This is a genomic window from Pseudomonas sp. G5(2012) (assembly GCF_000408945.1).
GTDB lineage: Bacteria > Pseudomonadota > Gammaproteobacteria > Pseudomonadales > Pseudomonadaceae > Aquipseudomonas > Aquipseudomonas umsongensis.
This window is the reverse complement of the sequence record NZ_APIO01000031.1, coordinates 74,716-97,510: the sequence shown is the minus strand read 5'-3', so window position 1 is coordinate 97,510 and position 22,795 is coordinate 74,716. Positions and strand designations below refer to the sequence as shown.

Sequence of the window (22,795 nt, the reverse complement as noted above, 5' to 3'; positions counted from 1 at the left end):
ATAAGTCGCCGTTACCGCAGGAATGGATATGTACCCGGTTAACAAAAGATAGGTCGGCTGTAAGGCCGCCTTCGCAGACAAATCTCACGTCTAAAATGTCCGATAACCGCCCAAAAAAAATGCCCCAATCTCTCAATCGGGGCATTTCTATTTAAGCCAACAAACTTGAAGCCTTAGTGCGAAACCGCCCCGCTCGCCCCCAAACCAGTCTGCGAACGAACGAACTGCGGGAAGAACAGCGCCCGCTCGTTGTCAGCCGCCGTCGACTTGTCGGTAATCGAGAAGAACCAGATCCCGATAAAGGCAATGATCATCGAGAACAGTGCAGGGTACTCATACGGGAAGATCGCCTTCTCGTGATGCAGGATCTGCACCCAGATGGTCGGGCCAAGCACCATCAAGCCCACAGCGCTCACCAGACCCATCCAGCCACCAATCATCGCGCCGCGAGTGGTCAGCTTTTTCCAGTACATGGAAAGCAGCAGCACCGGGAAGTTGCAGCTCGCCGCGATAGAGAATGCCAGGCCGACCATGAACGCGATGTTCTGGCTTTCGAAAAGGATGCCGAGGCCGATCGCCAGCACCGCCAGGGCGATGGTGGTGATTTTCGACACGCGGATCTCGTCCTTCTCGTTGGCCTTGCCCTTCTTGATCACGCTGGCGTACAGGTCATGGGACACCGCCGAGGCACCGGCGAGGGTCAGGCCGGCCACCACTGCCAGGATGGTTGCGAACGCTACCGCCGAGATGAAGCCCAGGAAGATACTGCCACCGACCGCATTGGCCAGGTGCACCGCCGCCATGTTGTTACCGCCCAACAGCGCGCCAGCCGCATCCTTGAAGGCCGGGTTGGTGCTGACCAGCAGGATCGCGCCGAAGCCGATGATGAAGGTCAGGATATAGAAGTAGCCGATGAAGCCGGTGGCGTACAACACGCTCTTGCGCGCTTCTTTTGCGTCACTCACGGTGAAGAAGCGCATCAGGATGTGCGGCAGGCCAGCGGTACCGAACATCAGCGCCAACCCCAGGGAGAATGCCGAGATCGGATCTTTCACCAGGCCGCCCGGGCTCATGATCGCTTCACCTTTAGGGTGAACCTTGATCGCCTCGGAGAACAACATGTTGAAGTCGAAGTTGACGTGCTTCATCACCATCAGCGCCATGAAGGAAGCGCCGGACAGCAGCAACACAGCCTTGATGATCTGCACCCAGGTGGTCGCCAGCATGCCGCCGAACATCACGTACACCAGCATCAGGATACCGACCAGGATCACCGCAACGTGGTAGTCGAGACCGAACAGCAGCTGGATCAGCTTGCCGGCACCGACCATTTGCGCGATCAGGTAGAACGCCACCACGACCAGTGAACCGCAAGCGGACAGCGAGCGGATCTGGGTTTGCCCCAGGCGATAGGACGCCACGTCGGCAAAGGTGTATTTGCCCAGGTTGCGCAGGCGCTCGGCGATCAGGAACAGAATGATCGGCCAGCCCACCAGGAAGCCGATCGAGTAGATCAGGCCATCGTAGCCGGAGGTAAACACCAGCGCGGAAATACCCAGGAAGGACGCCGCCGACATGTAGTCACCGGCAATCGCCAGGCCGTTCTGGAAGCCGGTGATCTTGCCGCCCGCCGCGTAGTAATCGGAGGCCGACTTGTTTTTCTTGGACGCCCAGTAGGTGATGCACAGGGTCGCGCCAACGAATGCGACGAACATCAGAATCGCCGACACGTTAAGCGGTTGTTTCTGCACGGCGCCGGTCAGGGCGTCAGCCGCCCAGGCGCCCGGTGCGAAGGCTGCGATGCTCAAGAGAGCCATTAGACGCCGGATCATTGCTGAGCCTCCTTGAGAATCGCATTGTTCAAGTCGTCGAATTCGCCATTGGCGCGTCGTACGTAGATCCCGGTCAGGATGAAGGCTGAAACAATCAGCCCGACACCTATCGGTATGCCCCAGGTAATCGATGACTCAGGGCTGATTTTCGCCCCCAGCACCTGCGGCCCGTAAGCAATCAAAAGGATGAATCCGGAGTAAAGCCCTAGCATGATCGCCGAAAGAATCCAGGCGAATCGTTCCCTCTTGCTAACCAGCTCCTTGAATCGCGGGCTGTTTTGAATCGAGAGGTAAATGCTGTCGTTCATTGTTTTTATCCTCGCAGCACAGATTTAGTTGGAACGGTATCCACTCTATGCGGCTGCGGGGCAGGTTCCAGACGACCTTAGTCTTAGAACCACGTGACGTATTCGCCAAAGTCCAGCAAGAATAAATAAATGTGGGAGCGAGCCTGCTCGCGAAAGCGTCAGATCAGTCGACATCTCGGTCAACTGACAGAACGCATCGCGAGCAGGCTCGCTCCCACAGGGTACGGCGGTGCAGCTATTACTTGATCCAGTCAGCCACGCGCTCCGGGTGCTTGGCTACCCAATCCTTGGCCGCTGCTTCAGGCTTGGCACCCTCCTGGATCGCCAGCATGACTTCGCCGATTTCATCCTTCGAAGCCCACTGGAAGTTCTTCAGGAACTTGGCCACTTCCGGTGCCTTGGTCGCCAGCTCTTTGCTGCCGATGCTGTTCACGGTTTCAGCCGCGCCGTACACGCCTTTCGGGTCTTCCAGGAAACGCAGTTTCCACTTGGCGAACATCCAGTGTGGCACCCAGCCGGTCACGGCGATGGATTCGTTTTTCTTCTCGGCACGGGTCAGCTCGGCAATCATGCCGGCGCCGGAACTGGCCTTGAGTTGATAACCGGTCAGGTCGTAGTCCTTGATCGCCTGCTCGGTCTTGAGCATCACGCCTGAACCGGCGTCGATGCCAACGATGCGTTTTTTGAAGCTGTCATCGGTCTTCAGGTCTTCAAGCGACTTGGCCTTGACGTACTCCGGTACGATCAAGCCGATCTTGGCGTCCTTGAAGTTCGGACCGTAGTCGACGACCTGGTCCTTGTTCTTGGCCCAGTAATCGCCGTGGGTCACTGGCAGCCAGGCCGACAGCATGGCGTCGAGTTTGCCGGTGGCCACGCCCTGCCACATGATCCCGGTGGCGACGGCTTGCAGCTTCACGTCGTAATTCAGCTTCTGCTTGATCACCTCAGCGGCCACGTGAGTGGTAGCAACGCTGTCGGACCAGCCGTCAACGTAACCGATGCTCAGGGTCTTGTTCTCGGCATTGGCGAATGTGGAGCCCATCGCAAGCACCAGAGCGGCACCTGCGCCTAAAAGTCGTCGCATCTTCATCGTTACTTCCCCGAAAGTGCTGCGCTCGACGGATGCCGAGTCGCGTCAACGTATAGTTATAGTGCACAGCGCCCCCATCACGCCCCACCGCAAACTCGTTCGATCATCAGTGGAGTACTGACAGTTGCGATCATCAACCTGACGCTATCAGCGACCTGCTCTGCCAGCGACCTCAAGGCAGCGAGAAACGACATCAGAACGCCATTAATCCCGCGCCAGACAACCGTTCCGGGCAATCCGCCCGAACTTTGCATGTCAAAATCATGCAGGCCACCAAGCGGGAGATAAATGCAGGTAACATGCGCCGCTTTGCTCCCACACGGCCTGACCATGTCCGCGACATCCCGTTTTCCTTTTTTTGCGTATTTATTTGCTTGCCTGCTGGGGCTGTTTGCTCTCGGCGGCTTCTGGTATGGCCTGGGCAAACCGGTGATCCTGCCGGACGTCGCCAGTGCCACGCACAAGCTGCAATGCGCTTCCTACACTCCTTTCGACAAGGACCAGTCGCCGTTCGACGTGCCATTCAACCTGCGTCCCGAGCGCATGGATGCGGACCTCGCGCTGCTGGCAACTCGCTTCGAATGCATACGCACGTACTCGATGACGGGGCTCGAGGCGCTACCCGATCTGGCGCGCAAGCATGGGTTGAAAATGATGATCGGCGCCTGGGTCAACAGCAGCCCGGTGGACACCGCCAAGGAAGTAGAGCTGCTGATCGCCGAAGCCAATGCCAACCCGGACGTGGTGACGGCGGTCATCGTCGGCAACGAGGCACTGCTGCGCAAGGAAGTCACCAGCACACAGCTTGTGAAACTGATTGAGCGGGTCAAAAGCCAGGTCAAACAGCCCGTCACCTATGCGGACGTCTGGGAGTTCTGGCAAAAGCACCCGGAAATCGCTCCGGCGGTGGACTTCGTGACCATCCATTTGCTGCCGTACTGGGCTGATTACCCTTGGGACGTCGAGGTCTCGCTGTCGCAACTCGCCATGATTCGCGAATCGTTCGCCAGCATGTTTGCCCCCAAGGATGTGTTCATAGGCGAGACCGGCTGGCCGAGTGAAGGCCGTCAACGCAGGATTGCCCTGCCAAGCCGGGTCGACGAAGCCAGGTTCATTCGTGGTTTTGTCGCCATGGCCGAGCAACATGGTTGGCACTACAACCTCATCGAAGCCTTCGACCAGCCGTGGAAACGTGCCAGCGAGGGCGCGGTCGGCGGTTACTGGGGACTGTTCGATGCGGATCGCCAGGACAAGGGCGTGCTCGCAGGACCGGTGACCAATGTGCCGTACTGGTCGCAGTGGCTGGTGGTGGGTGGGTTCATCTTCCTTGGCACACTGCTTCTCGGTGGACGCGTGCGCAGCACTCGCGCTGCACTGGTCCTGCCACTGCTGGGGGCGCTGGCTGCTTGCTCGATTGGCGCCTGGGGCGACCTGGCACGGGTCACCACGCGTTTTGCCAGTGAGTGGCTATGGGTTACTTTGCTGACCGCGTTGAATGTGCTGGTGCTGGCCCATGCCGCGCTAACCTTGAGTCCCCGCACCGGTTGGCGCGGATGGGCATTCAATGCGCTGGAACGTCGGGCTGGCTGGATACTGGCAGTGGCAGGATTTGCCGCGGCGGTAACGATGCTTGAACTGGTATTTGATCCGCGCTATCGCAGTTTCCCCAGCGTTGCGTTCATCGTGCCGGCACTGGTTTATCTATGCCGCCCGGTCAGTGTGCCGCGTCGGGAGATCGCCCTGTTGACCTTCATCATTGGCGCCGGTATTGCACCTCAGCTTTATCAGGAAGGTTTGCACAACCAGCAGGCCTGGGGTTGGGCGCTGGTGAGTGGATTGATGGTGGCGGCGTTGTGGCGCAGCTTGCGGGTTCGCAAGGGCTGATTTGGCGCTGCATCCGGCCTCTTCGCGAGCAGGCTCGCTCCCACATTGTGATCATCGCAGTACACAAAATCTGTGTTCATTGAAAATCTACTGTGGGAGCGAGCCTGCTCGCGAAAGCTCACTATCGCGTGCTACGGGAGGCCCTGACCAACCGCAACCCCGCAATCACCACCGCAAACACCGCCATCGTCGTGTTGTACAACGCCAATGCGGGAAACCCGAACACCAGCGCCAGCACCGCCAACCACCACCCTGCCCGCCCTGGCAGCACAAAGCCGATCACGGCGGCAGCCAACGCGCCCCAGCCCAATACCTGGAAGTGAATCATCAGCCCCAGGTTCGAACGCACCTGGCATTCCCAACGGCTTGCCTCATCCACGCAAATACCGACCCACTGCGCATCTTCCATGAAGCCGTAGCGCGCGCCATAACTGGCGATCAGCCAGAGGGGCAGCAGGACAAGCAGCACAATCACGGGCAAACGGCGGGACATGGGGCACTCCAATACGCGAAAACGGCGGCCAGCTTAATCCCCCGGCAGCCCGACGCAAGCAATAACAACTGATAACTGGTCATTCAATCACTGCAAAGTGTATCGTCGCGCTACTATTACTCGGAATTAAGGCCTGTTTGGTGCCGATGCGTGGCACTTTGGCGCGGATCCAGTGGTCATAGCCTGCGAACTTCATTCGGCACCTTCTCTAAGGGATCTAGTCATGCTCCGTTCCTTGCGCTTCGCCGCCCTGTTTGGCGGCCTTATTTTGAGTGCGTCCGCACTGGCGGTCGATATCGACGCTGCCAGTTATGGCTATCCCTTGACCAACCCGTTCGAGGCAACGATTGCCACGACGCCGCCGGATTTGCGCCCCGAGCTGCCGCTGGACGACGACATCGATCAGGCGGATCGCAGCGTCACCTTGCGCCCGGAACGCGCATTCGAACTGCCTGACAACTTCTGGCCAGTGAAGAAGCTCACCTATCGCATTGCCACCCAGGATAAAGCCGCGCCGTTGATTTTCCTGATCGCCGGCACGGGCGCGCGCTATGACAGCAGCCTTAACGAATACCTGAAAAAGCTCTATTACAAGGCCGGGTACCACGTGGTGCAATTGTCGTCGCCCACCAGCTTCGACTTCATGAGCGCCGCCTCACGCTTTGCCACGCCCGGTATCACCAAGGACGACGCCGAAGACATGTATCGCGTGATGCAAGCGGTGCGAGCGCAAAACCCTAAACTGCCGGTCACCGATTACTACCTGACCGGCTACAGCCTGGGCGCGCTGGATGCGGCATTCGTTGCGCACCTGGACGAAACCCGCCGCAGCTTCAACTTCAAGAAAGTGCTTCTGCTTAATCCTCCGGTCAATCTCTACACCTCGATCACCAACCTGGACCGGCTGGTCCAGACCGAGGTCAAGGGCATCACCAACACCACCACCTTCTATGAGCTGGTGCTGAACAAACTGACCCGTTACTTCCAGCAGAAGGGCTACATCGATCTCAACGACGCCCTGCTCTACGACTTCCAGCAGTCCAAGCAGCACCTGAGCAACGAACAGATGGCCATGCTCATCGGCACCTCGTTCCGCTTCTCGGCCGCCGATATCGCCTTTACGTCGGACCTGATCAACCGTCGTGGCCTGATCACTCCACCCAAGACACCCATCACCGAAGGCACCAGCCTCTCGCCGTACTTCAAGCGAGCACTGCAGTGCGACTTCGACTGCTACATCACCGAACAGGTCATCCCGATGTGGCGCGCCCGCACCGACGGCGGCAGCCTGCTGCAACTGATCGACCAGGTGAGCTTGTATGCACTGAAGGACTACCTGCATGACAGCCCGAAGATCGCCGTGATGCACAATGCCGACGATGTGATTCTCGGCCCTGGAGACCTGGGTTTCCTGCGCAAGACATTTGGCGATCGCCTGACCGTTTACCCGCTGGGCGGCCATTGCGGCAACCTTAACTATCGCGTCAACAGCGACGCCATGCTGGAGTTCTTCCGTGGCTAAATACCTCCTGCTTATCGCCGCGTTACTCAGTGCAGGCATTGCCCATGCGGATAACAGCAAAGCCAACGCCCCTGTCGTCATCGACAGCGACGGCTTCAAGGAACCCCTGAGCAAACTCAAGTTCAACCCGGGCCTGGACCAGCGCGAATTCGAACGCTCGACACTCGGCGCCCTGAATGTCTACGACCCGCTGGAGCAGTGGAACCGCCGTGTCTACCACTTCAACTACCGGTTCGATCAGTGGGTGTTCCTGCCAGTGGTCGACGGCTATCGCTATATCACGCCGAGCTTCTTGCGCACTGGCGTCAGCAATTTCTTCAACAACCTCGGCGACGTACCGAACCTGCTGAACAGCCTGTTGCAGTTCAAGGGCCAGCGTTCGATGGAGATCACCGGTCGACTGCTGCTCAACACCACCATTGGCATCGCCGGCTTGTGGGACCCGGCCACCTCCATGGGCCTGCCGCGCCAGAACGAAGACTTCGGCCAGACCCTGGGCTTCTATGGTGTACCGGGCGGCGCCTATTTCGTACTGCCGATCCTGGGACCGTCCAATCTGCGTGACACGGGCGGGCTGGCAGTCGACTTCAGCGCCGAGAATGCAATCAACTTCCTCAATGTGTCCGAGGTCAGCTCCACCCATCCAGAAGTCTGGATCCTGCGCGGCATCGACAAACGCAACCAGACCAGCTTCCGTTATGGCCAACTGAACTCGCCGTTCGAGTATGAGAAGGTGCGCTACGTGTACACCGAGTCGCGCAAGTTGCAGATCGCCGAGTAATACCATCGGCCACAAACACCCTGTAGGAGCTGGCGTGCCAGCGATAGCGCTCGAAAGGTCTACACAAGACTCAAGGGCCAATCGCCAGCAAGCCGGCTCCTACAGGTTTAACCTTTGACTGCTCGCCAGATTTTGCTGACGGCCAGAACCCCCACCAACACCACCGCCCCCGCCACAATCCCCGCCACCCCATTGAGCAGCGTCGGTACGATAAACCCGGCACCGCCCGCCCCCGCACTGACACTTTCGATCCAGTGATGCACCACCGGAACACCGTGGGTGAGGATGCCGCCACCGACCAGGAACATGGCCGCCGTACCGATCACCGACAGGCTTTTCATCATGTACGGCGCCGCGCGCAGGATGCCGTTGCCGATGCTTTTGGCCATCTGCCCAGGCTTCTGGGTCAGCCACAGGCCCAGGTCATCGAGCTTGACGATGCCGGCCACCAGCCCGTAGACGCCGATAGTCATGACGATGGCGATGCCCGAGAGCACGACGACTTGTTGGGTCAGCGCCGAGTCGGCCACGACGCCGAGGGTGATGGCGATGATTTCCGCCGAAAGGATGAAGTCGGTGCGGATCGCGCCCTTGATCTTGTCCTTTTCGAACGCCACCAGATCGACCGCCGGGTCCGCCACTGCCTCGACCAGTTCGGCATGTTCGGCCTGGTCTTCAGCCTTGCTGTGGAGGAATTTATGGGCGAGCTTTTCGAACCCCTCGAAACACAGGTAAGCGCCACCCAACATCAGTAATGGCGTGACCAGCCATGGGATGAACGCGCTGATGGCCAGTGCCGATGGCACCAGGATCAGCTTGTTGATAAATGAGCCCTTGGCGACCGCCCAGACCACCGGGATTTCCCGATCGGCCCGCACGCCGCTGACCTGCTGGGCATTGAGCGCCAGATCATCGCCCAGCACCCCGGCGGTCTTCTTGGCGGCCATTTTGGTCATCAACGCCACATCGTCCAGTACGGCTGCGATGTCGTCGATCAGCACGAGCAAACTGCTTCCTGCCATGAATCGGCTTTCCTTCTTGAATGAATGCCGTGCAGCATAGCGCGGCCTGACGCCGCACGGAGCATTCTTGAGCCTCGCCGAAGGCCGGTGCTACCATGCGCCACCGCCAGTACAGGCAAGGAACCCCCTGGTTTATGAGCACCATCCGCGAGCGCAACAAACAACTGATCCTGCGTGCCGCCAGCGAAGAATTTGCCGACAAGGGCTTCGCTGCGACCAAAACCAGTGACATCGCAGCCAAGGCGGGATTGCCCAAGCCCAACGTCTACTACTACTTCAAATCCAAGGAAAACCTCTATCGCGAGGTCCTGGAAAGCATCATCGAACCGATTCTGCAGGCCTCGACACCGTTCAATCCCGACGGTGTGCCAAGTGAAGTGCTGAGCGGCTATATCCGCTCGAAAATCCGCATCTCTCGCGACCTGCCCTTTGCCTCCAAGGTGTTCGCCAGCGAAATCATGCATGGCGCGCCGCACCTGAGTGCCGACCTGGTCGAACAGCTCAACGGCCAGGCCAAGCACAACATCGACTGCATCCAGACCTGGATCGATCGTGGCCAGATTGCGCCAATCGACCCCAATCACCTGATGTTCAGCATCTGGGCCGCGACCCAGACCTACGCCGACTTCGACTGGCAGATCACTGCTATCACCGGCAAGGCCAAGCTGGATGAAGAGGATTATGAAGCGGCTGCGCAGACGATTATCCGGCTGGTGCTCAAGGGGTGTGAGCCGGACTGATATACCGCGGCGCGACCATTCGCGAGCAAGCTCCCACACAGAGGACTCCCCCCAATCCATTGTGGGAGCGAGCCTGCTCGCGAAAAAGGCAACTCGGTTCCAGTTCAAACCCAAATCGCATCCCACAGCGGATAGTCGCCAAGCCGCTCGACTAGCCCTGCCCTTAGCGGGTTGGCCACAATGTACCGAGCCATTTTTACCAAGTCTTCATCACGGCGCAGTGCTCGGTCATGAAAGCCTTTTTGCCACAGACTGATCTGACGACCAGTGCACAGATTGATCGCCTTGGTGCTTAAGGATTTGGTCCTTTGCATCAGCTCACTCAACGACCCCCGCCGCAGATCAATTAGCCAGTGAAAATGATCCGGCATGACTACCCATGCTAGAGAGTCCACTAGCCCTGAATTTTGTGCTTGGCGAAAATGATGAACAACCAACCTGCCCAAAGTGAAATCGGCAAAAATCGGTTCTCGATCATGTGTGTTACTAGTGAGGAGATAGATTCGATTGGGCTCGGCATAACGCCCGGTTCTCAAGCGATGCGAAGCAGCTAAATCAGGCATTCCTTTGCCTCTCTCATGATGGAATCATGAAAAGCCTAGCCTTGGAAATGCCATATCGTCTTGCAGACTTTTAGCTTGATGTGTCTGGAAAAATGCCTTCGCGAGCAGGCTCGCTCCCACAGTGGATTTACTGTGCAAGTAAATATCCTGCTCGCGAAAGCGGTCGATCAATCATCAAATATCAAGCAGCCACCCCAGCATCCGCCCTCAACCCCAGCGCCTCGATCGCATTGATCGCACACTGCTCATCAACATCCGATAGATCCCCGCTGATCCCCACCGCCCCCAACACATTCCCATCCTGATCGCGGATCAGCACACCGCCCGGTGCCGGCACCACGCTGCCCTGCCCCAGGCTATTCAATGCCGCGATGAAGGCCGGGCGCTGTTGGGCGTCCAGCGCCAGCAGGCGTGAGCCTTTGCCCAGGGCGATGGCGCCCCAGGCCTTGCCGATGGCGACTTGCGGGCGCAGCAGGCTGGCGCCGTCTTCGCGCTGCAAGGCGACCAGGTGCCCGCCGGCATCCAGTACCGCGATGGCCAGGGGCGCGGCGGAGATTGCCCGTGCGGCGGTGATGGCCTCGTTGACCAGGTTGACTGCGACTTTCAAGGTTAAAGCGCTCATGGTGCCGTCCTCATTTTGTTTTTAGGAAAGCCGGTAGCCTGCTTCGTTGTGCCGCAGGCAGATGCAACAAATAGAACACAATGGATTATTTTTTTGTATACAATAATTCTCGAAAAGCGCCGCATGCGACGAAAAGCCACAGTAGAACGGGCTTCCGACGAATGAAACGAGCGCTTGAGAAAATGGATTGACCTGCGCCGTCCGCCGTGAATACACTCTGCGCAAAGCCACTTGTATACAATTACAAAACGTAAAGAGGCACAAAACCATGAGCAAAATGAGAGCAATCGAAGCCGCCGTTCTGGTGATGCGCCGTGAAGGGGTTGATACCGCTTTTGGCATCCCCGGTGCCGCCATCAACCCGCTGTACTCCGCCCTGCAAAAGGTCGGCGGCATCGATCACGTACTCGCTCGCCACGTTGAAGGCGCCTCGCACATGGCCGAGGGCTACACCCGCACCAAGGCCGGCAACATCGGCGTGTGCATTGGCACTTCGGGACCGGCCGGTACCGACATGGTCACTGGGCTCTACAGCGCCTCGGCCGACTCGATTCCAATCCTCTGCATTACCGGCCAGGCACCCCGCGCCCGTATGCACAAGGAAGATTTCCAGGCTGTCGATATCACCAGCATCGTCAAGCCAGTGACCAAGTGGGCAACCACTGTTCTGGAGCCGGGCCAGGTGCCTTATGCGTTCCAGAAAGCTTTCTATGAAATGCGCTCGGGTCGTCCAGGCCCAGTGCTGATCGACCTGCCGTTCGATGTACAGATGGCCGAAATCGAATTCGACATCGATGCCTACCAGCCACTGCCACTGGCCAAGCCGAGCGCTACCCGCGTTCAGGTGGAAAAAGCCCTGGCGCTGCTGGACCAGGCCGAGCGCCCATTGCTGGTGGCCGGTGGTGGCATCATCAATGCCGACGCCAGCGACCTGCTGGTGGAGTTTGCCGAACTGACCGGCATCCCGGTCATCCCGACCCTGATGGGCTGGGGCACCATCCCGGACGATCACCCGTTGATGGTGGGCATGGTCGGCCTGCAGACTTCGCACCGCTACGGCAACGCGACCCTGCTGAAATCGGACGTGGTACTGGGCATCGGTAACCGTTGGGCCAACCGCCACACCGGTTCGGTCGACGTCTACACCGAAGGCCGCAAGTTCATTCACGTCGACATCGAAGGCACGCAGATCGGCCGCGTTTTCACCCCGGACCTGGGCATCGTCTCCGACGCCGCCTCCGCGCTGACCGTGTTCATCGAAGTCGCTCGCGAGTGGCAAGCTGCCGGCAAGCTGAAAAACCGCAGCGCCTGGCTGCAAGACTGCCAGCAGCGTAAAGCCAGCCTGCAGCGCAAGACCCACTTCGACAACGTTCCGGTCAAGCCGCAACGCGTTTATGAAGAGATGAACCAGGTTTTCGGCAAGGACACCTGCTACGTCAGCACCATCGGTCTGTCGCAGATTGCCGGCGCGCAGTTCCTGCACGTCTACAAGCCGCGCCACTGGATCAACTGCGGTCAGGCAGGCCCACTGGGCTGGACCATTCCTGCTGCGCTGGGCGTGGTCAAGGCTGACCCGAACCGCAAAGTCGTGGCCCTGTCGGGGGACTATGACTTCCAGTTCATGATCGAAGAACTGGCGGTGGGTGCGCAGTTCAAGCTGCCGTACATTCATGTGGTGGTGAACAACTCGTACCTGGGCCTGATCCGTCAGGCGCAGCGCGGGTTCGAGATGGACTACTGCGTGCAGCTGTCCTTCGACAACCTGAACGCTCCGGAACTCAACGGTTATGGCGTCGATCACGTCGCGGTAGCCGAAGGCTTGGGCTGCAAGGCGCTGCGTGTGTTCGAACCGGCTGACATCGCCCCTGCCCTGCGCAAGGCCGAACAGATGATCGAAGAGTTCAAGGTTCCGGTGATCGTCGAGATCATCCTGGAGCGCGTGACCAATATTTCCATGGGCACCGAGATCAACGCCGTCAACGAATTCGAAGACCTGGCGCTGGTTGGCAACGACGCCCCAACGGCGATTTCGTTGCTCGATTGATCGTTCCCCTTGTGGGAGCGAGCCTGCTCGCGAAGGCGGCTTCAAATCCAGCAACAATGTTGGCTGGCACACTGCTTTCGCGAGCAGGCTCGCTCCCACAGGGGCCGCCCTCACATATTTACGGGAGACCACCATGCCGCGTTTCGCAGCCAACCTGTCCATGCTGTTCACCGAACAGGACTTTCTTGCCCGTTTCGAAGCGGCCGCCAAGGCCGGTTTCAGTGGTGTCGAGTACCTGTTCCCGTACGACTTCAGCTCTGCCGAAATCAAGGCCAAGCTCGATGCCAACGGTCTGACTCAAGTGCTGTTCAACCTGCCGGCCGGCGACTGGGCCAAGGGCGAGCGTGGTATCGCCTGCCTGCCGGATCGAGTTGAAGAGTTCCGCGCCGGTGTCGACCTGGCGATCGCCTACGCACAAGTGCTGGGCAACACCCAAATCAACTGCCTGGCCGGCATCCGCCCACAAGGCGTTGACGATGCCACCGTGGAAAAAACCTTCGTCGCCAACCTCAAGTACGCGGCCGAGAAGCTGCAGGCAGCCGGTATCAAGCTGGTGATGGAAGCGATCAACACCCGCGACATCCCGGGCTTCTACTTGAACAACACGGCGCAAGCCCTGTCGATTCGCGAACAGGTCGGCAGCGCCAACCTGTTCCTGCAATACGACATCTATCACATGCAAATCATGGAGGGCGACCTGGCCCGCACCCTGCAATCGCACCTGGGCGAAATCAACCATGTGCAGTTGGCGGACAACCCGGGGCGCAACGAACCGGGAACTGGTGAAATCAACTACCGCTTCCTGTTCGAACACCTGGACCGCATTGGGTATCAGGGTTGGGTCGGTTGCGAATACAAGCCGCTGACGACCACCGAAGCGGGTTTGGGCTGGCTCAAGACCCATAACGCGATTTAATTGAACATGACATTCCTGTAGGAGCTGCCGAAGGCTGCGATCTTTTGACTTTGTTTTTCAAGATCAAGATCAAAAGATCGCAGCCTTCGGCAGCTCCTACAGGGTGACAAACAAAAAGAGAGGATTTTCTCATGGCTAAAATCGGATTCATCGGCACCGGCATCATGGGCCACCCAATGGCGGCGAACCTGCAAAAAGCCGGTCACAGCCTGTTCCTGTCGGCGCACCACGACGCCGCCCCCGCTGACCTGGTTGCCGCTGGCGCCGTCGCCCTGGCGAACCCGAAAGAAGTCGCCCAGGAAGCCGAATTCATCATCGTGATGGTCCCGGATACCCCACAGGTCGATGACGTGCTGTTCCGTGCCGACGGCGTTGCCGCCGGTCTTGGCAAAGGCAAGGTGGTGATCGACATGAGCTCGATCTCGCCGACCGCCACCAAGGCATTTGCGGCCAGGATCAACGAAAAAGGCGCCCAGTACCTCGACGCGCCAGTGTCCGGCGGTGAAGTCGGTGCCAAGGCGGCGACCCTGAGCATCATGGTCGGCGGCGATGCCGATGCCTTCGAACGCGCGCTGCCGCTGTTCCAGGCCATGGGCAAGAACATCACCCTGGTGGGTGGCAACGGTGACGGTCAAACCGCCAAGGTGGCGAACCAGATCATCGTCGCCCTGAACATCCAGGCCGTGGCCGAAGCCCTGCTGTTCGCTGCCAAGAACGGTGCCGATCCAGCCAAGGTGCGTGAAGCACTGATGGGCGGTTTCGCCTCGTCGAAGATCCTCGAAGTACACGGCGAGCGCATGATCAAGGGCACCTTCGATCCAGGCTTCCGCATCAGCCTGCACCAGAAGGACCTGAACCTGGCGCTGCAAGGGGCCAAGGAGCTGAACATCAACCTGCCGAACACCGCCAACGCCCAGCAAGTGTTCAGCACCTGCGCGGCCATCGGTGGCAGCAACTGGGACCACTCGGCACTGATCAAGGGCCTGGAGCACATGGCAAATTTCTCGATTCGCGACAAGAACTAAGCCCTTCATAAACCTGTGGGAGCGAGCCTGCTCGCGAAGAATTCACCGCGGTGTCCCTGACAAACCGTGTCGTTTGATTCGCGAGCAGGCTCGCTCCCACAGAGATCCGAGTTGCCCTTTCGAATAACAAGAATTCCGGGAGCCCGCCATGTCGGTCGATCCGCAACAATTGCTGCGTGAGCTGTTCGCCACAGCCATCGACGCGGCCCATCCGCAGCAAGTCCTTGAAGCCCATTTGCCTGCCGACCGCAGCGGTCGGTTGATCGTCATTGGTGCCGGCAAAGCCGCGGCCGCCATGGCCCAGGTGGTCGAGCGCTGCTGGCAGGGCGAAGTGTCCGGCCTGGTGGTGACGCGTTACGGCCACGGCGCCCCCTGCGAAAAAATCGAAGTGGTCGAAGCCGCGCATCCGGTTCCGGACGCCGCCGGCCTGGCCGTTGCCAAACGCGTTCTGGAACTGGTCAGCGACCTCGACGAAACAGACCGCGTGATCTTCCTGCTGTCCGGCGGTGGCTCGGCGCTGCTCGCCCTGCCGGCCGAAGGCATCACCCTGGTCGACAAGCAATCGATCAACAAAGCCCTGCTCAAATCCGGCGCGACCATTGGCGAGATGAATTGCGTACGCAAACACCTCTCGGCGATCAAGGGTGGCCGCCTCGGCAAGGCTTGCTGGCCAGCCACTGTCTATACCTATGCGATTTCCGATGTGCCGGGCGACCTCGCCACGGTCATCGCCTCAGGTCCCACAGTGGCCGACCCGAGCACCTCGGCGGAAGCGCTGGCAATCCTCAAGCGCTACGCCATCGACGTGCCCGCCTCCGTGCGTAACTGGCTGCAAAGCCCGGAATCAGAGACTGTGAAACCTGGCGATCCGAGCCTGGCCCGCAGTCACTTCCAGCTGATCGCGCGCCCGCAGCAATCACTGGAAGCCGCGGCGGTGAAGTGCCGTCAGTCCGGTTACAGTCCGTTGATCCTGGGCGACCTCGAAGGTGAGTCCCGTGAAGTGGCAAAAGTGCATGCCGGTATCGCTCGGCAAATCGTCCAGCACGGCCAGCCACTGGCGGCGCCCTGCGTGATTCTTTCTGGCGGCGAAACCACGGTTACCGTTCGCGGTAACGGCCGTGGTGGGCGCAACGCCGAGTTCCTGCTCAGCCTGACCGACAGCCTCAAGGGCTTGCCCGGCGTCTACGCCCTGGCCGGGGACACCGATGGCATCGACGGCTCCGAAGACAACGCCGGGGCAATCATGACCCCGGACAGTTACGCCAGCGCCGCGGCCCTCGGTTTGAGCGCCAGCGACGAGTTGGACAACAACAATGGCTACGGCTATTTCGAGGCGCTGGACGCACTGATCGTCACCGAGCCGACCCGCACCAACGTCAACGACTTCCGCGCCATCCTGATTCTTGAGAGCCCTAAACATGACGCCTGACAAAAAGGTCAAGATCCTCGCCACCCTGGGCCCCGCTACCGACGGGATCGACGACATTCGTGAACTGGTGCAGGCCGGGGTCAATATCTTTCGCCTGAACTTCAGCCACGGCGATCACGCCGACCACGCCAAGCGCTACCAGTGGATCCGCGAAGTCGAGCGCCAGCTGAATTATCCGCTGGGCATTCTGATGGACCTGCAAGGGCCGAAATTGCGGGTCGGCAAATTTGCCGCAGGCAAAGTCCAGCTGCATCGCGGTCAAGCCCTGCGCCTGGATCTCGATGCCACGCCGGGTGACGAACGCCGGGTCAACCTGCCGCACCCGGAAATCATCGCTGCGCTGGAGCCCGGCATGGACCTGTTGCTGGACGACGGCAAGCTGCGCCTGCGAGTGGTCACCAAGTATGCCGACGCCATCGACACGACCGTGCTCAATGGTGGCGAACTGTCGGACCGCAAAGGCGTGAACGTGCCGCAAGCGCTGCTCGAACTGAGCCCGCTGACCGCCAAGGACCGCCGCGACCTGAGCTTCGGCCTTGAACTGGGGGTGGACTGGGTGGCCCTGTCGTTCGTGCAGCGTCCTGAGGACATTCGCGAAGCCCGTGCCCTGATCGGCGACAAGGCGTTCCTGATGGCCAAGATCGAGAAGCCGTCAGCGGTGGCGCAATTGCGCGAAATTGCCGAATTGAGCGACGCGATCATGGTCGCTCGCGGTGACCTGGGCGTGGAGGTGCCGGCCGAAAGCGTGCCGCAGATCCAGAAAAACATCATCAGCACCTGTCGCCAGTTGGGCAAGCCGGTGGTGGTGGCGACGCAGATGCTCGAATCGATGCGCTTCTCCCCGGCGCCCACCCGCGCCGAAGTCACCGATGTCGCCAATGCGGTGGCCGAAGGTGCCGACGCGGTGATGCTGTCGGCGGAAACCGCCTCCGGCGAATACCCGCTGGAAGCTGTACAGATGATGAGCAAGATCATCCGCCAGGTGGAAAACGGCCCGGACTACCAGACCCAGCTGGACGTCAGCCGGCCAAAAGCCGAAGCGACTGTTTCCGATGCGATCAGCTGCGCGATTCGCCGTATCAGCAACGTGTTGCCGGTGGCGGTCTTGGTCAACTACAGCGAATCAGGCACCTCGAGTTTGCGTGCGGCCCGGGAACGGCCGACAGTGCCGATCCTCAACCTGACGCCGAACCGGCAAACCGCTCGACGCCTGACCGTGGCATGGGGGGTGCATTCGGTGGTCAACGATCGCCTGCGTCAGGTGGACGAGGTGTGCTCTACGGCGCTGGAAATTGCCCAGGCCCAAGGCATGGCGCAGCGGGGCGATACGTTATTGATCACTGCAGGTGTGCCGTTTGGGCAGCCGGGGTCGACTAACTCTTTGCGTATCGAAACATTGATTTAACCCCTACATGATCGTTCCCACGCTCTGCGTGGGAATGCAGCCCGGGACGCTCCGCGTCCCAAGAGCAGACGCAGAGCGTCCATTGAGGCATTCCCACGCAGAGCGTGGGAACGATCTGTACTGAAACGACCCTTGCCATGCCTGCCAACCACTTCAACACCCACTGCCCCGACTGGGCCGAAGCCTTGCTCAACGGCTTCAGCCAGATATTCCTCCAACGCCATCCGCTGTTTGGTCTGGCGTGCCTGCTCGCCATTCTGTTTACTGCGCCCGCCTTGCTCGGCGGTGCGTTGCTTGGCGGCGTCGCCGGGCTGCTCACCGCGCAACGTCGAGGCTACGCCAAGGCCGATCGCCAGGCCGGACTCTTCAGTTACAACGGCGTCTTGCTTGGCTTGCTGCTGAGTCTGTATTTCCCCTGGTCGGCGATGTTGCCGCCGCTGATCCTCGCCGCAGGTGGCCTGAGCGCCATGCTCACACAGCAGTGGCTCAAACGCACCCGCTTCAGCCAATACCTGCCGGCCTATACCGCGCCCTTCGTGGGTTTGGGCTGGTTGCTGCTGTGCTTCGCCACGCCCTCGACCGAGGCGCATCTGATCGAAGTCAGCACGCTGAACATGCTCGCCGCCCCCCTCAAGGGCCTCGGCCAGGTGATGTTCCTCGGTCATCCGCTGGCCGGTGCGATGATTGCCGCCGGTTTGCTGGTGGCTGATCGTCGCGCCTTCTGCTGGGCGTTGTTGGCGTCTGTTGCCGGCATGGGTTGGAGCCTGTTGAACCACGACTTCTACACCGCACTGCTGGGCCTGGGTGGCTACAACGCCGTGCTCGCCGCCCTCGCCTTCAGCGCCCAGCGCCAGCAGCCGTGGCTGCCACTGGTGGGCATTGCCTGCGCGCTGCTGTTGACGCCGATGTTTGCCGCTGTTGGCCTGCCCACGCTGACCGCGCCGTTCATCCTCGCCTGCTGGCTGATTCGTACGGTGGCTCAAGTACTCGGCAAGGCGACAGGGGCCACTGCGCCTTGCGCTTCTGGGGAGAATCAACCTAGGCTGCGCTGATTCCCGATTCAGGCGTTTCCCATGGACAGCAGCAAAAACTGGCGTGAAGACCTTTACGTCATGATTTTCCAGAGCGACACCAAGGCGGGTCGGCGCTTCGACGGCATTTTGCTGTTGATCATCCTCGCCAGCCTGGTGATCGTGATGCTCGACAGCATCGATACAGTCCACCGCAACTACGCCGACGTGCTGGCGTACATCGAGTGGGGCTTCACCGTCATCTTCGCCATCGAATATGGCCTGCGCCTGTACTGCTCGCCCAAACCCCTGCGCTACGCCTTCAGCTTCTATGGACTGGTGGACTTGCTGGCGATCGTGCCCGGCATACTGGCGTTGTACTACGCCGATGCGCAGTACCTGTTGATTATCCGGATCATCCGGATGCTGCGGATTTTCCGCGTGCTCAAGCTCAGCCCCTACCTGAAACAAGCCAACTACCTGATGTCCGCGTTGCGCGGCAGCAAGCAGAAAATCGTGGTGTTCCTGGTCAGTGTCTGCACCCTGGTGACGGTGTTCGGCACATTGATGTATGTGATCGAAGGCCCGGAGCACGGTTTTACCAGCATTCCCAAAGGCATCTACTGGGCCATCGTGACGCTGACCACGGTGGGCTTCGGCGACATCGTGCCGAAGACGCCATTGGGCCAGGTGATTTCCTCGCTGGTCATGATCACCGGTTATTCGATCATTGCCGTGCCCACCGGTATTTTCACTGCCGAGCTGGCCAACGCCATGCGTGGCGAACAGTTGCAACATGACTGCCCGGTGTGCAAGAAAAACCACCACGAACACGGCGCCGCGTTCTGCTCTCGCTGCGGCAATGCATTGTTCAAGAAACTGGAATAAGCAAAGAGCTTTTTAATCTTTAAACGACTATGCGGGGCCGGCTATAGTCGCTGGCAAATTAGTATCGCGTTCAATACACATAACCCGTAGGAGCTGCCGCAGGCTGCGATCTTTTGATCTTGCTTTTGAAGATCAAAATCAAAAGATCGCAGCCTGCGGCAGCTCCTACATAGAACAAGGAATTCGCAGTGAAAAAACTCTTTGGCGCCTCACTTCTGGCCGCTGGCCTGGCACTGACCAGCGTGGCCCAGGCCGCACCGACCCTGCTCAACGTTTCCTACGACGTGATGCGCGATTTCTACAAGGACTACAACACTGCGTTCCAGAAACACTGGCAAGCCGAGCACAACGAAAACATCACCTTGCAGATGTCCTTCGGTGGCTCCAGCAAACAGGCGCGCTCGGTCATCGATGGCCTGCCCGCTGACGTGATCACCATGAACATGGCCACCGACATCAACGCCCTGGCTGATAACGGCAAACTGATCCCGGACAACTGGGTCACCCGCCTGCCGAACAACAGCGCCCCGTTCACCTCGGCCACTGTGTTCATCGTCCGCAAAGGCAACCCCAAAGCCCTGAAAGACTGGCCGGACCTGCTCAAGGACGGTGTGCAAGTTATCGTGCCAAACCCGAAGACTTCTGGTAACGGCCGCTACACCTACCTCTCCGCCTGGGGCTACGTGCTGAAAAATGGCGGCGACGAAAACAAGGCGAAGGACTTCGTCGGCAAGCTGTTCAAGCAGGCTCCAGTGCTGGATACCGGTGGCCGCGCCGCAACGACGACCTTCATGACCAACCAGATCGGCGACGTACTGGTGACCTTCGAAAACGAAGCGGAAATGATCGCCCGCGAGTTTGGTCGCGATCAGTTCGAGGTCATCTACCCAAGCGTATCCGCCGAAGCCGAGCCACCGGTGTCGGTGGTCGACAAGACCGTCGACAAGAAAGGCACCCGCGCTGCCGCCGAGGAATACCTGAAGTACCTCTGGTCGCCACAAGGTCAGGAAATCGCCGCCGCCAACTACCTGCGTCCACGTGACCCGGCCGTTCTGGCCAAGTACACCGACCGCTTCCCGAAAGTCGACTTCCTGTCGGTGGAAAAAACCTTCGGCGACTGGCGCACCGTGCAAAAGACCCACTTCAATGATGGCGGGATTTTCGATCAGATTTACGCCCAGTAACCACTGAGCAGACGCGATCCCCTGTAGGAGCTGCCGAAGGCTGCGATCTTTTGATCTTGTTTTTCAAAAGGCAAAATCAAAAGATCGCAGCCTTCGGCAGCTCCTACGGGGGTATGCCGCTAGCTCAGGTTGCCGCAGAAAATCGCCTGGTGACCATCGGCCGGGCTTTCACGCACCACCAACGCATAGCCCCCCGCTCGAAGTGTCTCGACTGGTACGGGTGCACTTTTCCAGAAATATTGCATGGACGCTTGCGAATAGAACCGCGCATTCGGGCCGTCATTCATGTCATAGGCGGGTTTGGCACCCAGACTTCCACAGCTTCCCGGGTAGATGTAGGCCTGCAAACGACCTGGTAACGCGCTACCCATGGATTCTCCACTGACAGCAAACCAGAACACTGTTGCTTGCCCGTCGGGCATCATGATTGGCCGGGCGATGTTGCCAGCATTGATGGCAGTAGCGTTCATGGGAACGTTGGTGACCTGAGCATCCGGCACTGTCGAGCACCCGAAGATCGACCCAACCGCTACCACCAACGCCAGCGAAGATACGATTTTCATCGTGATACTCCCGCTTTGTAAGGACACGTTGAAGTGATCCCCCTGTAGATTCTAGCTGTCACGGCAAAACGGGCAGTTCTTCGGATGGCCGGTGGTCCCTGCAACACGCCCGCATTCGTCATTCATTGCGCAGAAGAATGATTACTATCATTCCAATTCCACTTCCGCCGTTTCAGCCAGCCGTTTAGCCTGCGCGCATTCACTTATTTCCAGCGAGACACGTTATGACTCCATCGCCCCAGCTGCCCCATGGCACCGCGACAATGACCCGAGGCATGGTGCTGCTGTTCGCCTTCTGCTGTGGCGCGATCGTCGCCAACATCTACTATGCGCAACCGATCATCGGCCTGATCGCACCGGACATCGGCCTGACCAGCACCATGGCCAGCCTGATCGTTTCGCTGACGCAGATCGGTTATGCCCTGGGCCTGTTCTTCCTCGTGCCTTTGGGTGATCTGCTGGAAAACCGGCGGCTGATGATCATCACCACCGTGGTCGCCATTGCCAGTCTGCTGGGCGCGGCGTTCACCGATCAGCCGAACGTGTTCTTGCTGATTTCGCTACTGGTGGGCTTCAGCTCGGTGTCGGTGCAGATCCTGATTCCGCTGGCCGCACACCTGGCGCCGGAAGAATCTCGCGGCCGCGTGGTCGGCGGGATCATGGGCGGTTTGTTGTTGGGAATATTGCTGGCGCGACCGGTGTCCAGCGTGGTGGCGGATCATTTTGGCTGGCGGGCAATGTTTGTGATTGCCGCGCTATTGATGGCAGCGATCAGCATCGTATTGGCGCTGACCATCCCCAAGCGCCAGCCTGACCACAGCGCGTCCTATGGCCAATTGCTGGGTTCGCTCTGGACGCTGCTGCGTCAACAACCGGTATTGCGCCAGCGGGCGTTTTATCAAGGCTGCATGTTCGCCACGTTCAGCCTGTTCTGGACCGCCGTGCCGCTGGAACTGGCGCGCAATCATGGCCTGTCGCAAAGCCAGATCGCGATTTTCGCCCTGGTCGGCGCAATCGGCGCCATTGCCGCGCCTATCGCCGGACGCCTGGCCGACGCCGGCCATACCCGAATCGCTTCATTGCTGGCCCTGCTGTGCGCCAGCCTGAGCTTCCTGCCCGCTTTCATCCACCCCGTCTACAGCGTGATCGGCTTGGCCGTGACCGGCGTGGTGCTGGATTTCTGCGTACAAATGAACATGGTCCTCGGTCAACGCGCGGTCTACGCCCTGGACGCCAAAAGCCGCAGCCGTCTGAATGCGTTGTACATGACCAGCATCTTCATCGGCGGTGCGTTCGGCTCATCCGTGGCCAGCGCGGTATATGAGCACGGCGGCTGGCTGTGGATCGTGGTGGTTGGCAGTGCGTTTCCACTGTTGGCGTTGTTGCGCTTCCTGAGTGTTTCGCAGAAGGCTTCATTGGCGACGGCGTAAAGATTCAAGCGCTTGGTGGGCGAGTAGGATCGCCCGCCAAGGCA

General features: G+C 59.6%; 21 protein-coding genes. 13 read left to right on the top strand and 8 right to left on the bottom strand.

Annotated elements, in window-relative coordinates:
• Positions 1–173 precede the first annotated feature (173 nt).
• The 3 genes from PG5_RS10140 to PG5_RS10130 form a co-directional block, all read right to left on the bottom strand.
• The gene (locus PG5_RS10140) at positions 174–1,832 is read right to left on the bottom strand and encodes a cation acetate symporter (RefSeq protein WP_020797021.1); all 1,659 of its coding nucleotides are present in this window, start codon (positions 1,830–1,832) and stop codon (positions 174–176) included.
• On the bottom strand, positions 1,829–2,140 hold the full coding sequence (locus tag PG5_RS10135) for a DUF485 domain-containing protein (protein WP_008052644.1): 312 nt from the start codon (positions 2,138–2,140) through the stop codon (positions 1,829–1,831). Before PG5_RS10135 ends, PG5_RS10140 begins: the two co-directional genes overlap by 4 nt.
• Positions 2,141–2,378: 238 nt before the next feature.
• On the bottom strand, positions 2,379–3,230 hold the full coding sequence (locus tag PG5_RS10130) for a glycine betaine ABC transporter substrate-binding protein (RefSeq protein ID WP_008061176.1): 852 nt from the start codon (positions 3,228–3,230) through the stop codon (positions 2,379–2,381).
• 288 nt (positions 3,231–3,518) lie between these two features.
• Here PG5_RS10130 and PG5_RS10120 point away from each other — a divergent pair, with 288 nt between their 5' ends.
• Positions 3,519–5,114: an exo-beta-1,3-glucanase gene (locus PG5_RS10120; protein WP_020797019.1), complete on the top strand. Its 1,596-nt coding sequence runs from the start codon at positions 3,519–3,521 to the stop codon at positions 5,112–5,114.
• A 121-nt stretch (positions 5,115–5,235) separates the two neighbouring features.
• Here PG5_RS10120 and PG5_RS10115 read toward each other — a convergent pair whose 3' ends face one another.
• Entirely contained in the window at positions 5,236–5,607 is a 372-nt protein-coding gene (locus PG5_RS10115) for a hypothetical protein (RefSeq protein ID WP_020797018.1), read from the bottom strand.
• A 223-nt stretch (positions 5,608–5,830) separates the two neighbouring features.
• Here PG5_RS10115 and PG5_RS10110 point away from each other — a divergent pair, with 223 nt between their 5' ends.
• On the top strand, positions 5,831–7,129 hold the full coding sequence (locus PG5_RS10110) for a hypothetical protein (protein ID WP_020797017.1): 1,299 nt from the start codon (positions 5,831–5,833) through the stop codon (positions 7,127–7,129).
• On the top strand, positions 7,122–7,910 hold the full coding sequence (locus PG5_RS10105; RefSeq protein WP_020797016.1) for a VacJ family lipoprotein: 789 nt from the start codon (positions 7,122–7,124) through the stop codon (positions 7,908–7,910). The genes PG5_RS10110 and PG5_RS10105 overlap by 8 nt, the downstream gene beginning before the upstream one ends.
• A gap of 107 nt (positions 7,911–8,017) precedes the next feature.
• Here PG5_RS10105 and PG5_RS10100 read toward each other — a convergent pair whose 3' ends face one another.
• The gene (locus tag PG5_RS10100) at positions 8,018–8,932 is read right to left on the bottom strand and encodes a DUF808 domain-containing protein (RefSeq protein WP_020797015.1); all 915 of its coding nucleotides are present in this window, start codon (positions 8,930–8,932) and stop codon (positions 8,018–8,020) included.
• A 134-nt stretch (positions 8,933–9,066) separates the two neighbouring features.
• Between PG5_RS10100 and PG5_RS10095 the strand changes: the two genes are divergently transcribed.
• Complete coding sequence (locus tag PG5_RS10095) at positions 9,067–9,672, top strand: TetR/AcrR family transcriptional regulator (RefSeq protein WP_020797014.1); 606 nt, start codon at positions 9,067–9,069, stop codon at positions 9,670–9,672.
• A gap of 104 nt (positions 9,673–9,776) precedes the next feature.
• On the opposite strand, the gene PG5_RS10090 is transcribed toward PG5_RS10095, so the two are convergent.
• On the bottom strand, positions 9,777–10,235 hold the full coding sequence (locus PG5_RS10090) for a transposase (RefSeq protein ID WP_042955326.1): 459 nt from the start codon (positions 10,233–10,235) through the stop codon (positions 9,777–9,779).
• Positions 10,236–10,416: 181 nt separating this feature from the next.
• Positions 10,417–10,857 (bottom strand): heme-binding protein, encoded by a 441-nt coding sequence (locus PG5_RS10085; protein ID WP_020797011.1) that lies wholly within the window; start codon positions 10,855–10,857, stop codon positions 10,417–10,419.
• A gap of 268 nt (positions 10,858–11,125) precedes the next feature.
• Between PG5_RS10085 and gcl the strand changes: the two genes are divergently transcribed.
• The 8 genes from gcl to PG5_RS10045 all read left to right on the top strand — a co-directional run bounded on the left by gcl (position 11,126) and on the right by PG5_RS10045 (position 20,758).
• Complete coding sequence (gene gcl, locus PG5_RS10080) at positions 11,126–12,901, top strand: glyoxylate carboligase (protein ID WP_020797010.1); 1,776 nt, start codon at positions 11,126–11,128, stop codon at positions 12,899–12,901.
• A 133-nt stretch (positions 12,902–13,034) separates the two neighbouring features.
• A complete protein-coding gene (gene hyi / locus PG5_RS10075) occupies positions 13,035–13,817 on the top strand; it encodes a hydroxypyruvate isomerase (protein WP_020797009.1) in 783 nt (260 codons plus the stop codon).
• 131 nt (positions 13,818–13,948) lie between these two features.
• On the top strand, positions 13,949–14,842 hold the full coding sequence (locus PG5_RS10070; RefSeq protein WP_020797007.1) for a 2-hydroxy-3-oxopropionate reductase: 894 nt from the start codon (positions 13,949–13,951) through the stop codon (positions 14,840–14,842).
• Between the two features lie 148 nt (positions 14,843–14,990).
• Entirely contained in the window at positions 14,991–16,271 is a 1,281-nt protein-coding gene (locus tag PG5_RS10065) for a glycerate kinase (RefSeq protein WP_020797006.1), read from the top strand.
• Entirely contained in the window at positions 16,261–17,676 is a 1,416-nt protein-coding gene (pyk, locus tag PG5_RS10060) for a pyruvate kinase (RefSeq protein ID WP_020797005.1), read from the top strand. Before PG5_RS10065 ends, pyk begins: the two co-directional genes overlap by 11 nt.
• 137 nt (positions 17,677–17,813) lie before the next feature.
• A complete protein-coding gene (locus PG5_RS10055; RefSeq protein ID WP_020797004.1) occupies positions 17,814–18,728 on the top strand; it encodes an urea transporter in 915 nt (304 codons plus the stop codon).
• 21 nt (positions 18,729–18,749) lie between these two features.
• A complete protein-coding gene (locus PG5_RS10050) occupies positions 18,750–19,574 on the top strand; it encodes an ion transporter (RefSeq protein WP_020797002.1) in 825 nt (274 codons plus the stop codon).
• A gap of 188 nt (positions 19,575–19,762) precedes the next feature.
• On the top strand, positions 19,763–20,758 hold the full coding sequence (locus PG5_RS10045) for a sulfate ABC transporter substrate-binding protein (protein ID WP_020797001.1): 996 nt from the start codon (positions 19,763–19,765) through the stop codon (positions 20,756–20,758).
• Positions 20,759–20,877: 119 nt separating this feature from the next.
• On the opposite strand, the gene PG5_RS10040 is transcribed toward PG5_RS10045, so the two are convergent.
• Positions 20,878–21,321: a hypothetical protein gene (locus PG5_RS10040; protein WP_020797000.1), complete on the bottom strand. Its 444-nt coding sequence runs from the start codon at positions 21,319–21,321 to the stop codon at positions 20,878–20,880.
• Positions 21,322–21,545: 224 nt separating this feature from the next.
• On the opposite strand from PG5_RS10040, the gene PG5_RS10035 reads away from it, so the two are divergent.
• Complete coding sequence (locus PG5_RS10035) at positions 21,546–22,751, top strand: MFS transporter (RefSeq protein ID WP_033044076.1); 1,206 nt, start codon at positions 21,546–21,548, stop codon at positions 22,749–22,751.
• Positions 22,752–22,795: the final 44 nt, after the last annotated feature.

Bases quoted from the DNA above. Each gene is read 5' to 3' on its own strand.
- PG5_RS10140 (WP_020797021.1), bottom strand. From the start codon at position 1,832: ATGATCCGGCGTCTAATGGCTCTCTTGAGCATCGCAGCCTTCGCACCG.
- PG5_RS10135 (WP_008052644.1), bottom strand. From the start codon at position 2,140: ATGAACGACAGCATTTACCTCTCGATTCAAAACAGCCCGCGATTCAAG.
- PG5_RS10130 (WP_008061176.1), bottom strand. From the start codon at position 3,230: ATGAAGATGCGACGACTTTTAGGCGCAGGTGCCGCTCTGGTGCTTGCG.
- PG5_RS10120 (WP_020797019.1), top strand. From the start codon at position 3,519: ATGCAGGTAACATGCGCCGCTTTGCTCCCACACGGCCTGACCATGTCC.
- PG5_RS10115 (WP_020797018.1), bottom strand. From the start codon at position 5,607: ATGTCCCGCCGTTTGCCCGTGATTGTGCTGCTTGTCCTGCTGCCCCTC.
- PG5_RS10110 (WP_020797017.1), top strand. From the start codon at position 5,831: ATGCTCCGTTCCTTGCGCTTCGCCGCCCTGTTTGGCGGCCTTATTTTG.
- PG5_RS10100 (WP_020797015.1), bottom strand. From the start codon at position 8,932: ATGGCAGGAAGCAGTTTGCTCGTGCTGATCGACGACATCGCAGCCGTA.
- PG5_RS10095 (WP_020797014.1), top strand. From the start codon at position 9,067: ATGAGCACCATCCGCGAGCGCAACAAACAACTGATCCTGCGTGCCGCC.
- PG5_RS10090 (WP_042955326.1), bottom strand. From the start codon at position 10,235: ATGCCTGATTTAGCTGCTTCGCATCGCTTGAGAACCGGGCGTTATGCC.
- PG5_RS10085 (WP_020797011.1), bottom strand. From the start codon at position 10,857: ATGAGCGCTTTAACCTTGAAAGTCGCAGTCAACCTGGTCAACGAGGCC.
- gcl (WP_020797010.1), top strand. From the start codon at position 11,126: ATGAGCAAAATGAGAGCAATCGAAGCCGCCGTTCTGGTGATGCGCCGT.
- hyi (WP_020797009.1), top strand. From the start codon at position 13,035: ATGCCGCGTTTCGCAGCCAACCTGTCCATGCTGTTCACCGAACAGGAC.
- PG5_RS10070 (WP_020797007.1), top strand. From the start codon at position 13,949: ATGGCTAAAATCGGATTCATCGGCACCGGCATCATGGGCCACCCAATG.
- PG5_RS10065 (WP_020797006.1), top strand. From the start codon at position 14,991: ATGTCGGTCGATCCGCAACAATTGCTGCGTGAGCTGTTCGCCACAGCC.
- pyk (WP_020797005.1), top strand. From the start codon at position 16,261: ATGACGCCTGACAAAAAGGTCAAGATCCTCGCCACCCTGGGCCCCGCT.
- PG5_RS10055 (WP_020797004.1), top strand. From the start codon at position 17,814: ATGCCTGCCAACCACTTCAACACCCACTGCCCCGACTGGGCCGAAGCC.
- PG5_RS10050 (WP_020797002.1), top strand. From the start codon at position 18,750: ATGGACAGCAGCAAAAACTGGCGTGAAGACCTTTACGTCATGATTTTC.
- PG5_RS10040 (WP_020797000.1), bottom strand. From the start codon at position 21,321: ATGAAAATCGTATCTTCGCTGGCGTTGGTGGTAGCGGTTGGGTCGATC.
- PG5_RS10035 (WP_033044076.1), top strand. From the start codon at position 21,546: ATGACTCCATCGCCCCAGCTGCCCCATGGCACCGCGACAATGACCCGA.